12 protein-coding genes are annotated in these 13487 nt (G+C 68.2%); 4 read left to right on the top strand and 8 right to left on the bottom strand.

Features of this window, described 5'->3' with window-relative positions:
- Positions 1-77: 77 nt before the first annotated feature.
- From ACTRO_RS05490 to ACTRO_RS05460, 7 genes are all read right to left on the bottom strand, one after another.
- Complete coding sequence (locus tag ACTRO_RS05490) at positions 78-1382, bottom strand: ABC transporter substrate-binding protein (RefSeq protein WP_034261620.1); 1305 nt, start codon at positions 1380-1382, stop codon at positions 78-80.
- 54 nt (positions 1383-1436) lie between these two features.
- Positions 1437-2522, bottom strand: a complete 1086-nt coding sequence (locus ACTRO_RS05485) for a Gfo/Idh/MocA family protein (RefSeq protein WP_034261617.1) — start codon at positions 2520-2522, stop codon at positions 1437-1439.
- The gene (locus ACTRO_RS05480) at positions 2507-3175 is read right to left on the bottom strand and encodes a ThuA domain-containing protein (protein WP_034261614.1); all 669 of its coding nucleotides are present in this window, start codon (positions 3173-3175) and stop codon (positions 2507-2509) included. The genes ACTRO_RS05485 and ACTRO_RS05480 overlap by 16 nt, the downstream gene beginning before the upstream one ends.
- Positions 3176-3187: 12 nt before the next feature.
- Positions 3188-4195: a sugar phosphate isomerase/epimerase family protein gene (locus ACTRO_RS05475; RefSeq protein ID WP_034261611.1), complete on the bottom strand. Its 1008-nt coding sequence runs from the start codon at positions 4193-4195 to the stop codon at positions 3188-3190.
- Entirely contained in the window at positions 4192-5373 is a 1182-nt protein-coding gene (locus ACTRO_RS05470; RefSeq protein WP_034261608.1) for a Gfo/Idh/MocA family protein, read from the bottom strand. The genes ACTRO_RS05475 and ACTRO_RS05470 overlap by 4 nt, the downstream gene beginning before the upstream one ends.
- 230 nt (positions 5374-5603) lie before the next feature.
- Positions 5604-7130, bottom strand: coding sequence for an endo-1,4-beta-xylanase (locus ACTRO_RS05465; RefSeq protein ID WP_063627928.1), 1527 nt, complete (start codon positions 7128-7130; stop codon positions 5604-5606).
- Positions 7131-7702: 572 nt separating this feature from the next.
- Positions 7703-8440, bottom strand: a complete 738-nt coding sequence (locus tag ACTRO_RS05460; RefSeq protein ID WP_245594305.1) for a FadR/GntR family transcriptional regulator — start codon at positions 8438-8440, stop codon at positions 7703-7705.
- 409 nt (positions 8441-8849) lie between these two features.
- Here ACTRO_RS05460 and ACTRO_RS05455 point away from each other — a divergent pair, with 409 nt between their 5' ends.
- Genes ACTRO_RS05455 through ACTRO_RS05445 form a run of 3 tightly spaced genes read left to right on the top strand, consistent with a single transcriptional unit; the run spans position 8850 to position 10905 of the window.
- Positions 8850-9104 carry a hypothetical protein gene (locus tag ACTRO_RS05455; RefSeq protein WP_034261603.1) on the top strand — a complete coding sequence of 85 codons (255 nt, stop codon included), beginning with the start codon at positions 8850-8852 and terminating at the stop codon, positions 9102-9104.
- Positions 9101-10132: a (R,R)-butanediol dehydrogenase gene (locus tag ACTRO_RS05450; protein ID WP_034261601.1), complete on the top strand. Its 1032-nt coding sequence runs from the start codon at positions 9101-9103 to the stop codon at positions 10130-10132. The genes ACTRO_RS05455 and ACTRO_RS05450 overlap by 4 nt, the downstream gene beginning before the upstream one ends.
- Entirely contained in the window at positions 10129-10905 is a 777-nt protein-coding gene (locus tag ACTRO_RS05445) for an SDR family oxidoreductase (protein ID WP_034261599.1), read from the top strand. Before ACTRO_RS05450 ends, ACTRO_RS05445 begins: the two co-directional genes overlap by 4 nt.
- Positions 10906-10916: 11 nt before the next feature.
- Here ACTRO_RS05445 and ACTRO_RS05440 read toward each other — a convergent pair whose 3' ends face one another.
- On the bottom strand, positions 10917-11933 hold the full coding sequence (locus ACTRO_RS05440) for a LacI family DNA-binding transcriptional regulator (protein WP_034261596.1): 1017 nt from the start codon (positions 11931-11933) through the stop codon (positions 10917-10919).
- Between the two features lie 248 nt (positions 11934-12181).
- Here ACTRO_RS05440 and ACTRO_RS05435 point away from each other — a divergent pair, with 248 nt between their 5' ends.
- Positions 12182-13480: a sugar ABC transporter substrate-binding protein gene (locus ACTRO_RS05435; RefSeq protein WP_245594304.1), complete on the top strand. Its 1299-nt coding sequence runs from the start codon at positions 12182-12184 to the stop codon at positions 13478-13480.
- Positions 13481-13487: the final 7 nt, after the last annotated feature.

The raw sequence follows: 13487 nt of genomic DNA, 5'->3' as shown, positions 1-13487 counted from the left end.
GCGCGCGACGAGGTGCCGCACTGCCTGATATGCAGTGCGGCACTCGTACTCGCGCAAGAAGCGCGGCCGACGGGGGCTCAGCCCTTCGCGGCGGCGGCGTTGGTGGCCGAGACGATGCCTGCGGCATCGCCCTGGCCGGCCATCAGAGCCACGACGGCGGTGTTCATGGCGTTACCGACGTTCTGGCCGTACTCGGTGTCAAGGAACTGAATGGTGTAGGCCGCTTTGTTGAACGCCTGCAGCGCCGAGATGTTATAAGAGTCGGTGACGGCGCTCTGCGCCTCGGAGTTCACCGGAATCGTGTCGAACGCCTTGGCGTAGGCCTCCTGCTGGTCCTTGGTCACCAGGAACTCGAGGAAGCCGAAGGCCTCCTTCGGCGCGTTCTTGGAGAGCGAGTAGCCGCCTCCGCCGCCCATCAGAGCGCCGGGGTCGCCCTGGCCTCCGGGCACGGCGGGGAAGGGGAACCAGCCCAGGTCGGGCAGCGCCTTCTGGTTCGGGGTCAGGCTGGCGATCACGCCGGGGTCCCAGGTGCCCATGAGCTCCATGCCCGCCTTGTGGTTGGCGATCATGCCCGCCGAGGAGCCGGCGCCCTGCTGTGAGGAGGTCGTCAGGAAGCCCTTCTCGAACGGGTCGACCTTCAGGAACGTGGCCAGGTCGTCCCCAGCCTTGGTCCAGCACGGGTCGGTGAACTTGAGCGTCTTGGCCGTGCTCGTCATCGTGTTCTGGCTGCACTCGCGCAGGGCGAAGTTGTAGTACCAGTGCGCGGCAGGCCAGGCGTCCTTCGCGCCGACCGCGATCGGCGCGACGTTGATCTTCTTGAGCTTCGCCACGTCGGCTTCGAGCTCGTCGATCGTCGTCGGCGTCGCGGTGATGCCGGCTTGCTGGAACAGATTCTTGCTGTAGTAGATGCCCTCGGGCTGGGTGTCCGTCGGCATCGCGTAAACCTGGCCGTCGATCGTGTTGCCCGCGACCGCCGCGGCGCTCGCGTTCGCCTTGTCCGTCGCGGTGAGGTTCAGCGGCTGGATCTGGCCGGCGTCGACCATGGCCTGCATCTTGCCGCCGCCGCGCTGCAGGAAGATGTCCGGCATCGAGTTCGAGTTGAGCGCGGTCTGCAGCTTTCCGTCGAGGTCCTCGTTCTGGATCGCCTGGATCTTGATCGTGACGTTCGGGTGCAGCGCGTGGTAGTCCTTCGCGGCGTCCTGGAAGTACTGTGCGCCCGGCCCGGTCGTCGCGTTCTCCCAGAACGTCAACGTGACCTGGCCGCCGGACGACCTGCCGCCGTTGTCGCTGCCGCCGCCGCTGCTGCCGGCACAGCCGGTGGCGGCCAATGCCATGCCCAAGCCGATGGCGACAGCCGTCGCCCGGCGTGATCTTTTCATCATGATAAAGCTCCCTGATGTGTCGTCATTGTCACAAGTGGGGGTGAAAGGTGGGGATCAGCCGCTCAGTGGTACCAGCGGCGGTACGTCGCAGCGGCTTGTCACGTCGAGCGTCGTGTGCTCCTGTGATGCCTGCAGAAGGGTGTGCGCGCAGTCGAGTACGTGGTACGCCAGGTCGGCGGAGCAGCGGTGAGCGCGGTCCTCGCCGATGGACTGAGCCATTTCGGCCAGCCCGTATCCCCTGGCCGCTTCGACGTACCCGGCGGACGGAGGTAATGCCTGCCATCCGCTGACTCCGGGAGAGGCCAGCAGCACTTCGCCGTCGAAATGGTTCGGGTCCGGGACGACGAGCGATCCGCCGGTGCCGTGCACCTCGATGTTGGAAGCCCGGGAGGCCAACACGTCGAAGCTCATGACCAGCGTCGTGAGCGCTCCGCTCTCGTGTTCGAGAACGGCGGTGACGTGCGTGTCGATGCTGGACGGGAACGTCGTGCCCGCACGCGGTCCGGAGGCGATGGTTCGCTCCGGCCGGGGTCGGCTTGCGGCGCCGGTTATGGATCTCACCGGACCCAGCATGTGGACGAGCGCGGACAGGTAGTACGGGCCCATATCGAGCAGGGGTCCGCCGCCGGGCTGGTAGTAGAACTCGGGGTCCGGGTGCCACCGCTCGTGGCCGAAGCACGTGAAGACCGCGATGGCCGAGGTCGGTGTCCCGATCAGGCCCTGCTCGATGCTCGCGCGGGCGGTCTGGATACCGGTGCCCAGCACCGTGTCCGGCGCGCATCCGACGCGTAGCCGGGCCTTGACCGCCGCGTCGCAGATCTCTGCCGCCTCGGACCGGCTCGCTGCGAGCGGTTTCTCCCCGTAGACGTGCTTGCCGGCCGCGATCGCGGCGAGCGCGATCTGTGCATGGGCTGCGGGCGGCGTCAGGTTCAGCACGATGTCGATGTCGCTGTCGCCGAGAATGTCCTCGGGCGTTGCTGCTCGCGCGCCCGGGACCTGCGCCACCGCGGCCGCCGCGCGCCGCGGATCCCGGTCGGCGATCGCGGCGACCCGCAGGAGCGGCAAGGTCTCGAGTGTCCGGAGGTAGGCGCCGCTGATGTTTCCCGCGCCGATCACGCCGACGTTCAACGGCTCGCCCACAGCAGGCCCCTTTCGACCACGGTTCGGATCTCTGGGCGTTCCAGCGTCGGAAGGTGATGGCCCGGCGTGCACACGAAGATCCGACCCGATCCCCACCCGCGGGTCCAGATCGCCGGGACGGTGACCGGCCCCGGCCACCGGTCGCCGTCGCGCGCCGGGATGGTGGTGGTGGCCAGCACGTCGTTGCCGGGGTCTGACAGCACCCAGTACTGCTCGTCCTCGACGGTGAAGGTCTCGGGCAGGCCACGGACGATCTCGTGCTCGGTGCGGGCCGGCACGAGATCGATCGGGTATTCGTGGATGTCGCACGGGTGCGCGGCGAACTGTCCGCCGGTGATGTGCAGGTATTCGGGCGTGGCGCGGAACGCGTCCACGATGCCGCCGTGCCAGCCGGCGAATCCCGCGCCGGACTCGACTGCGGTGCGCAGACCGAGCAGCTGCTCCGGAGTGAGCGAGCCGGTCGTCCAGCACTGCAGGATCAGATCCGTGCGCGCCATGACGTCGGTGTCCGCGTATACCTCGAGCTCATCGGATACGGCTACGTCGTAGCCGTGCTCCTCGAGGAACGGGATGAACAGCGCGGTCGCCTCGACCGGGGCATGCCCCGACCACCCGCCGCGCACGATGAGGGCGTGCTTCTTCGGCTGAGCCATGGTTCTCGTCTTTCAGTCGTTCTGGGCGAAGGCGGCGTCGAAGGAGGCCTGCGGTGGTTCGATGGCGGCGAGCCGTCGGACGAAACCGAGCGCCTCCGGGGCGCCGACGAGGCGCTCCATGCCGGCGTCCTCCCATTCGACGCTGATCGGGCCGTCGTAACCGATCGAGTTGAGCATGCGGAAGACCCGTTCCCAGGGGACCTCGCCGTGTCCGGTGGAGACGAAGTCCCAGCCGCGGCGCGGATCGCCCCAAGGCAGGTGCGAGCCGAGCCGGCCGTTGCGGCCGTTGAGGTGCTTGGCGGCGTCCTTGCAGTCCACGTGGTAGATCCGGTCCTTGAAGTCGTAGAGGAAGCCGACCGGGTCGAGGTCCTGCCAGACGAAGTGGCTCGGGTCGAAGTTGAGACCGAACGCCGGGCGGCGGCCGATCGCGTCCAGGGCGCGCGCGGTGGACCAGTAGTCGTAGGCGATCTCACTGGGGTGCACCTCGTGGGCGAAGCGCACGCCGACCGAGTCGAAGACGTCGAGGATCGGGTTGAACCGCCGCGCGAACTCCTCGTATCCGCGGTCGATGACCTCCGGGGCGACCGGCGGGAACATGGCGAGGTAGTGCCAGATCGGCGATCCGGTGAAGCCGATGACGGTCTCGACCCCGAGCGCCGCGGCCGCGCGCGCGGTGTCGGCGAGTTCGGCGGCGGCGCGCGTCCTGACCGCTTCGGCCTCGCCATCGCCCCAGATGCGCGCCGGCACGATGGCCTTGTGTCGATCGTCGATGATGGCGTCGCACACGGTTTGGCTCACCAGGTGCGTGGAGATCGCGTACACCTCGAGCCCGTGCTCGGCCAGCAGGGCTCTGCGATCTGCGATGTAGGACGGCTCGGCCAATGCGCGGTCCACCTCGAAGTGGTCGCCCCAACAGGCGATCTCCAGCCCGTCGTAGCCCCACTCCGCAGCGAGTCGGCACACCTGCTCGAGCGGGAGGTCGGCCCACTGGCCGGTGAACAGTGTGATGGGTCGGGTCATGACGTCTCCTCCTTGTTCGCGACGGGTTCCCAGGCGGAACCCGACTGCGCGCTCGTCTCCACGGCGTTCAGCACGCGCTGTACGTAGAGCCCGTCGGCGAACGAGGGTGTGGGAGGCTCGCCGCTCGCGATCGCCATCACCAGATCGCGCATCTGGTTGGTGAACGTGTGGTCGTAGCCCAGGCCGTGGCCCGGGGGCCACCACGCCTCCATGTACGGATGCTGCGGTTCGGTCGCGAGGATCCGGGCGAAGCCCGCGTGCGTGCTCACCGCGGTGGCGTCGTAGTACTGCAGCTCGTTCATGCTCTCGAAGTCGAAGGCCACGCTGCCCTTCGACCCGTTGAGCTCGATACGCATGGCGTTCTTGCGTCCGGGGGCGAATCGGGTGGCCTCGAAGGTCGCGATCGCTCCGCCTTCGCAGGTAGCGAAGAACACCGCCGCGTCGTCCACGCTCACGCGCCCGCGCTCAGCCTGCCCGACCCCGGCGAGGCCGGAGGATGATGCCGCCAGGGGTCGCTCGTCGATGAACGTGCGCGTCAGCGCACTCAGGCCACTGATGCGCTGGCCGGTGAGAAAGGCGGCGAGGTCGATCAGGTGTGCCCCCAGGTCGCCGAGTGCCCCGGATCCCGCCTCCTCCTTGCGCAGACGCCAGACCAGCGGGAAGTCCGGATCGTTGATCCAGTCCTGCAGGTACAGCGCTCGCACATGCCTGATCTCGCCGAGTCGGCCTTCGGCCACCATGTCGCGAGCGAGGCTGAGGGCGGGGGTGCGTCGGTAGTTGAACCCGACCATGGATCGGATCCCTTGCCGGGCAGCGGATTCCGCGGCGGCCGTCATCCGTTCGGCCTCCGCGAGTGTGTTCGCCAGCGGCTTCTCGCAGAGCACGTGCTTGCCGGCGGCCAATGCGGCCAGAGCGATCTCGACGTGCAGGGCACCCGGGGTCGTGATGTCGATCAGATCGATGTCATCGCGTTCGACGAGGCGGCGCCAATCCGTCTCTGCGGACGCCCAGCCCCAGCTTCTCGCGGCTCGCTCGACACGGTCGGCGTCCCGGCCGGCGAGCGCGGTCTGCTCCAGGTCCAGCGGAAGATCGAACGCCCGGCTCACGGTCTGCCAGGCATGGGAGTGAATCCGCCCCATGAAGCCGTGGCCGACGAGGCCGATGCGGAGGGTCGACATGCTGCTATCACCCAAACTTTGCGCAACTTTTTGTAGCCAGTGGAAGAATCTGCTGAAGTACGGAGACCATACAACGGCGGTCACTCGAGCAACAGAGTCAAAAGTTGCGCAAACTTGCTGCGGTCGCGGCGACCTGACGTGGCGTCGAATGCCGGTGGCAAGCAAGTGGCATGCCTGCTCGCCACCGGCGGGCTCGATCAGGGGCTACCCGAGACCAGGACTGTGCCTGTTCAGCCGGTGGTGCAGGCTGCGCCGTTGAGTGCGAAGTTCGTCGGCACCGGGTTGGAGCTGTTGTTCCAGGCTCCGTTGAAGCCGAAGGTGGTGGTGGCGCCGGTGGCGATGGAGCCGTTGTAGGAGACGTTGCTGACGCTCACGTTCGCGCCGGATTGGGTGTAGCTGCCGTTCCACAGCTGGGTGATCGTCTGGCCGGCGCCGAAGGACCAGGTCAGGGTCCAGCTGCTGATCGGGTTGCCGAGGTTGGTGAGGATGATGTTGGCGCCGAAGCCGCCGCCCCACTGGCTGGAGATGCTGTAGCTGACCTTGCAGCTGGACGAGCCGGTCGGCGAGCTCGACGGGCTGCTCGACGGGCTGCTCGAGTGCGACGCGGACGGGCTGGCGGACGGGGAGCTGGACGGGCTGGCGGACGGGGATGCCGAGGGGGAGTTGCTCGGCTGCACGCCGCCGGCGTTCAGGGCGTTGAGGACGGAGGTGTAGGCGGCCTTCGGCTGCCAGTTGCTGTCGAACAGGGTGGCGGCGCCGTAGCCGGAGAAGGTGCCGGGCACCCAGGAGTCGGCGTCGCTGATGTTCCACTGCGTCACGCCGGGGCAGTGCGCGTTGGCCAGGCAGGTCTTGACGATGTTCGCGTCGTCGGTGGCCTGCTGGGTGAGGTTGGCGCTGCTGGCCGGGGTGGGCATGCGGTCGTCGAGCTCGGTGATCGCCACATCCAGGCCGAGTGCGGTGAAGCGGGCCATGTTCGAGGCCAGGCTGGAGGGGACCTGCCCGACGATGAAGTGGCTCTCGAAGCCGATGCCGCTGAGCGGCACGCCCGCCTGCAGCAGCTGCTGGGCGAGGGTGTACATGGCGTTGGCCTTCGCGCCGGAGCCCTCGATGTTGTAGTCGTTGATGTAGAGCTTCGCGCTCGGGTCGGCCGCGTGCGCGGTGTTGATCGCGTCGGCGATGTACTGTTCGCCGCCGCCGAAGGCGTTGTAGAACACGTCCTGCCGGTAGGTGCCGTCGTCGTTGAACGGCTCGTTGACCACGTCCCAGGCGTAGATCTTGCCCTTGTAGTGGCTGACCTCGGCGGTGATGTGCGCTTCCATCGCGGCCTTGACCTGGTTGGTCGGCAGGCTGGTGACCCAGGACGGCAGCTGGTTCTCCCAGACCAGGTTGTGTCCGCGCACCCGCTCGCCGTGCGAGGTGGCGAAGTTGACGATCGCGTCGCCCGGTCCGAAGTTGTACGAGCCGTTGGACGGCTCGATGGTGTCCCACTTCATCTCGTTCTCGGGGGTCACCATGTTGAACTGGGAGCCGGCCAGGTTGGCGGCGGAGGAGTTGCTCAGGTCGCCCTGGCCCACGGCGACGCCGAAGTACCGCCCGCTGGTCGCGGCGGCTCCGCCCAGCGTGGTCGCCGCGGACGCGCTGCCGGCCAGCACGACGACGGCGCCGGTGGTCATGGCGACGACGGCTACTGTCGCGGCGGCGAGGCGAGCTCGCAGCCGACGGCTGCTCGAAGATCTGATATCGCTGTCGATACCCATGGGTGTTCACCTTTCTCGTCCGCGCAGCGCGGACGAAGACGGCTGAGACGCGAGGCCCGGGGCGCTCGCGTCGTGGAGTGTGTCAAAGGTCGACCGAAACCTCAACGACCGATGCTCGAAACTTTCGCCATCTCGGCCGGGTAGGGCGGCATACCACCGCGTCAGGCCGATGGGATGTCCTGACGGGCCGAAAGAGGCTCGCCGTCAAGCGGCCGGGAAAGGGGGGCTACGGCTCTGAAAGTTTCACAGCTTACTGCTGGAGAGGGCACCGCGGAGGTCTGGCTATGACGGCCCACTGAGCTGCTTCTTCGGTGCCGGTACGGGTTGTCCACCGTCAGGCCGGACGCTTGTGGCGCTTGAATTTTCGACGCGTTCTTGGCAGCTTCGTCCATCGGCACGGTCCGCGCCGAGTCGGCACATCCCATCTCGGTGCGCCGTGGCGTTCTATCTACAAGGGCTGTCATCGCAGGGCGTGCACTGCGAACAGCGGGCTGCCGATCCGAGCGGGCAGCCGGACGGGACTGAGGTGATGATCGCGCTGCGGACCAGGAGTGGACTGGTGGGCTGAGCCCCTAACCGAAGACGCGCCGCTGGATCTCCCGTCGATAGTCCTCGAGGGTGTTGTCGAGGTGGACCGTCGCGGCGTGCGCGGCCGCTTCGGCGTCGCCGCTGCGGATGGCCTGGAGTATCGCGGCATGTTCTTCCAGCGCTCCCTCGACGTGGCCGCCGAGTGTGCCCTGCAGGCCGATGGTGCTTGACTGCTTGAGCAGCCGGCGGGCTTCGCGCACCGCCGAGACGAGGAACGGGTTGTGCGCGGCTGCGGCGATGCTCAGGTGGAAGCGGTCGTCGCCTTGGGTCCACAGGTCCGCGTCGCCGGCGGCGTGTCCCTCGCGGCACATCTCGGCCGCGGCTTCGATCGCCTGCAGCTCAGGTGGGGTGGCCCGGGTGGCGGCGAGAGCGCTGGCGGCGGACTCCTGCACCCTGCGGAACTCGAAGAGCATGTAGACGTGGTCGAGGTCGGTCGGCAGGAAGAAGCCTTCCCAGCTGGTGGTGCCGAGCATCCCCTCGTCGTCGGCCACGTACAGTCCGCGGCCCTTCTGGGCACGGACCCGGCCGAGAGCCGAGAGGATCTTCACCGCCTCGCGCACCACGGTGCGGCCGGTGCCGAGCTGAGCGGCGAGCTCGTTCTCGGTCGGCATCCGGTCTCCGGGACGCAGACCGGTATGGGCGATCAGTTCGAGGATCTGCTCGGCCACGCGCTCGTACCCCGGCCGGTATGCACCTGGCGCCGTAGCAGTCCCGTCGTCCACCGGATCTCCTCCTCAATCGGGTCCCACAGGGAAGTATGACCGATCACTCCGTGGGATGGAGCATACAAGTGGCGGCCGATCATGAGCAAGATAAGTCTGACTCATTGTGGCGCATCTCTTGACGCGGCGGCGTTATCGCGCTCTGATTAGGGGCCAGAACCCTGATCCGGCGTGCGAGGTGAGTATGTGCCCCGCTCGCCAAGCTCGCGGCCTGCACATGAGTCGTACATATCTCGGCAGTCAGTCCGCCAGTCAGGCGGGTCCCACGACGTAGTGAAGTTGCTCATGAGAAAGAAGTTCTTCAGAGGCACCGAGCGCCGTCCCGGGCAGCGCGAGGGCGGATATCGACCCGAACGCGACGGTCGTCGACCTGGTCGATCTCGACCCGACGCACAGCAGAACCCTGATCGTGCAGGCCGGGGCCTTCGCCGAGCACGCCATCCGCTCGGTCGAGTACACCATCTGCGACGACGATTCCTGGATCGGCGATTTACACGACTACGGCCACCGCGCCCCGCAGGTCAGTACCGCGAGCATCCGGGCCGCCGGGCCTTGGCTGCAAGTGAACCTACCTCGCTCGACTCGCATCCGGCTGACACTCGCGCTGGACCTGCGCGCGAACGTCCTGTCCTACCGCAGCCCCTTCGAAGGAGCAGACGCGTGAACCCCCGCCGGGCCGCTTACACCCGAGCCCGCACGATCGTCGTCGACGATGCCGTGCTCGCCCCGCCCGGTCCCGGGCAGGTGCGCATCGACGTCGCCTACACCAGCATCTGCGGCACCGACCTGCACATCTTCCACGGCGAGATGGACGCGCGGGTGAGCACCCCGGCCGTGCTCGGCCACGAGATGTCCGGCCGGGTCGCCGCGATCGGCGAAGGGGTCGAGGGCCGCGCGATCGGCGACCCGGTCACCGTCATGCCGTTGGCCTGGTGCGGCACCTGCCCGGCCTGCCGCGCCGGGCACAGCCACATCTGCCACAATCTCGTATTCCTCGGCATCGACGCGCCCGGGTCGATGCAGGGCTCGTGGAACGTTCCCGTCTCCACCCTGATCGACCTACCTGCGGCTCTGCCACTCGACCACGCCGCCCTGGTCGAGCCAACCGCAGTGGCCATCCACGACGTCACGCGCGCGGGCCTCGAGCCCGGCGAGCACGCGCTCGTCGTCGGCGCAGGACCGATCGGTGTGCTGATCGCACTCGTCGCCCGCCGAAATGGAGCACACGTCATCCTGGTCGAGCCCGACCCCCACCGGCGCGCGGTCGCCGAGAAGCTCGACCTGTCGGTGCTCGACCCCGTCGGCAGCGATGTCGCCGCAGAGGTGGCCGCCTGGAGCGGAGGAGCCGGTACGGAAGTCGCCTTCGAAGTCTCGGGCGCGGCGGCCGGAGTGACTACAGCGGTCGACTCACTCGCCACCCGCGGCCGGCTCGTACAGGTCGCCATTCATCCGTATCCGCGCCCGGTGATTCTGCACCGGTTCTTCTGGCGGGAGTTGACGCTGATCGGAGCGCGGCTCTACGAGCGTGCCGACTTCGAGGCCGCGGCAAGGCTCCTGGCCGACGGCGAGATCCCGGCAGCCGCGCTGATCTCGCGCATCGAGCCCATCGAACGCGCGGCCGACGCCTTCTCAACGCTCGAAACAGGCCCCGGCGTGATGAAGGTCCTCATCGACTGCGGAGGCGCGCGATGAGCCTGGACTCCGCCGTCAGCTTCGACCTGTCCGGCAAACTCGCCGTGGTCACCGGCGCGCGTCGGGGCATCGGGCTGGCCACCGCCACCGCGCTCGCGCACGCGGGAGCCGACATTATCGGCGTCAGCGCCCACATCGAGTCGGGCGAAAGCGCCGTCGGACACGCTGTACGCGCAGCCGGACGCGGCTTCACCTCCCTGCGCTGCGACTTCGCCGACCGTCAAGCTGTCACGCGCCTCGCCGGGAATCTCACTTCGCTCGAACGCCCCGTCGACATCCTGGTCAACGACGCTGGCACCATCGCCCGCGCCCCGGCCGCCGAACACTCCGACGCGGACTGGGACCACGTGCTGAGGGTAGATCCGACCAGCCGGTTCCAGCTCACCCGGGAGATCGGGCGCGCCATGCTTGCGCGAGGCCATGGCAAGGTCATCTTCACCGCATCCCTGCTCAGCTTCCAGCGCGGCATCAACGTCCCCGGATACACCGCTGCGAAATCCGGCATTGCCGGACTGACCCGGGCCCTGGCCGACGAATGGGCCGGGCGCGGGGTGAACGTGAACGCGATCGTGCCCGGCCACGTCGCGGCCGACAACACTCAGGCGCTGCGCAAAGACCCCGTGCGCAACGCCGCAGTCCTTGAACGCATCCCGGCCGGGCGCTGGGGCGCGCCCGAGGACTTCGGCGGCGTGGCCGTCTTCCTCGCCGCACCCGCGTCCGACTACGTCCACGGCGCGCTCATCCCCGTTGACGGCGGGTGGCTGGGCCGCTGAACGAAGCGGCGTCAGTCCCGGGTCGGAGCGCGGGAGACACTCTCCCGCAGAGAGATGGGCGGAGAGAGCAGGAGGTGGCGCGGCGGAGCCGCCGGGTCGGCGATGTGCTCGGACAGCAGGCTGACCGCCTCCGCACCCATCTGGGCTGCGGGCACGTCGGCGGAGGTCAGCGGCGGGTGGAACTCTTCCGCCCAGTACTGAGCGGCCACGCCGATCAGGGAGAAGTCCCGCGGAACGCTCAGCCCGGCCCGGTGCAGCGCGCGCTGGAAGCCGGGTAGAGCCGCTTCGTTCACCGTCACCGCCGCGCTCACCTCAGGCCTTTCCTGCAGGATGCGCTCCATGCAGGCGTCGCCGCTTCGCACGTCGTCCCCGCACGGGTATTCGACGCCTGTGACGCCGCAGCGCGAGACCGCGTCCCCGAAGCCCTCGCGAGCGCGCAGGCCCGGGCCGTATCCGCCGGCCAGCAGCTCGGTGGATCGGTTGATCAGTGCGATCTCGCGGTGGCCGAGGTCGGCCAGATGCTGCACGCAGCGCCCGACCAGGCCTTGGTAGTCGACGTCCACCCACCAGGTGCCGTCCGGCTGGGCGGTGTGGCCGATCGTGACGAACGGCATGTTCGCCTTCTGCAGGCGCGGGACGCGCGGATCCGAGAGCTTGATCTCCATCAGGATCACCCCGTCGACCCGGCGGCCGTCGATCAGCCGGTTGAAGGTGTGCTCCTGCAGATCGCCGGAGGGGGAGACGAGGACGTCGAGGTCCTCCTGCGCGGCGGCCTCGAGCACACTGGCGACGAACTCCAGTTGCATGTACGTCAGCCGGCGGGCCGGCGGCGGGATGAACAGCCCGATCGTGCGGGTGCGCCCTTCCTTGAGCGCGCGCGCCGCGGCGTTCGGGCGGTAGTCGAACTCTTCGATGACCTGCTGGATCCGGGCTCGGGTCTCCGGCGAGACGGGCCTCTTGCCGCTGAGCGCGTACGAGACGGTGCTGCGCGAGACGCCGGCCCGGCGGGCGATCTCCCCGATGTTCATCTAGCTCCCTGAGCGCGGCCCGCGAACTGGCACGAAAACGAATCGATTCGTCGCCGCAGCGTAGTTCTGGAAGCGTGCGCAGGTCAACGAGATCGCCCCGAATTCGATGGCGAAGAGCGCTCTTGACGCGATCCCCGACGGCGCGTAACTTCAGTCGAACCGATTCGGCGAATCGGTTCGATCCGAGCTCTACTCGCCTCGCCGGCGAGCGCACGTCACCTGTTCACCGACGAACTCGAGGATGCGCCGTGGAAGAGATCTCAACGACGAGTACGGCAAGCGGGCACCACGCCCGCGGCCGCATCACTGCTTTGTCCATATCCGTACTCCTGGCCGCGACATCCGCGACAGCCTGCTCGACGTCATCGGCCTCCGGCTCCGGCTCCGGCTCCGGCTCCGCGACGGGCACCTACACGGTGTGGGACCCGTACCCCCAGTTCGACAACACCTCCGACTGGGTGCGCCTGCTTTCCACCTGCGGAACCCAGGCCGGCGTGACGGTCAAGCGCACTGCCTACGACACCACTGATCTGACCAGCAAGGTGCTGCTCGCCGCCCAGCAGGGCGTCTCGCCGGATGTGCTGATCGTGGACAACCCGGTGGTCTCCACGCTCGCGGAAGCCGGAGTCCTCACCGACACCTCGCAGAACCACTTGGACACCTCCGCGGTGGAGGCCAACCTCATGGGCGCCGGCGAATATCAGGGCAAGACCTACGGTGTCCCGATCGGCGCGAACACGCTGGCCCTGTACTACAACAAGAACATCCTCAAAGCCGCGGGCGTCGACCCGGGCACCGTCACCGACTGGTCGACGCTGACCGCCGCGCTGGGCAAGGTCAAGGCGATCGGCAAGACCGGCATCACGTTCTCCGCCATCGGAACCGAGGAGGGCAGCTTCCAGTTCGAACCCTGGTTCTGGGGATCCGGCGCGGGTCTGACCGACCTCGCCTCCCCGAAAGCCGTGGCTGCGCTGAATCTGTGGACCGGTTGGCTCAAGGACGGATACGCCACCAGTTCGGTCATCAACGACACCCAGACCACCAGTTGGCAGCAGTTCGCCGCCGGGAACACAGCCTTCAGCGAGAACGGCACCTGGCAGCTGGCGAACGCCGCCAAGGCCGGGTTCCCCTACGGCATCATCCCGATCCCCGCGCAGTCAGGCGGCGCGGCGCCAGTGCCCACAGGAGGGGAGTTCGTCACCGTTCCCCAGCAGTCGAACTCCTCCCGCTATGCCACCTCGGAGAAGATTGTGGCCTGTCTCACCTCCGCGGACAACGCCTACGCCACCGACACGACCCTCTCCTACGTCGCGGCGAGCAGCGCGGTACAGAGCAAGCAGGTCTCCGCAGACGCAGCGCTCAAGGTGTGGGTGACAGCCGTGCAGGCGGGCAAGGCGCGCACCGGGGACGACCTGGGCACGAACTACCCGAAGATCTCCCAGCAGCTGTGGACCGCGGTCCAGTCGGCGCTGAGCGGTTCGGCCTCGCCGAATTCAGCACTGGCCTCGGCACAGAGCGCGGCGTCGGCCGCCACCGGCGGCAAGTAGATCCAGG

The organism is Actinospica robiniae DSM 44927 (genome assembly GCF_000504285.1).
Lineage (GTDB): Bacteria > Actinomycetota > Actinomycetes > Streptomycetales > Catenulisporaceae > Actinospica > Actinospica robiniae.
Note: the sequence above shows the minus strand (reverse complement) of the source record. Positions and strands in the feature narration are given on the sequence as shown.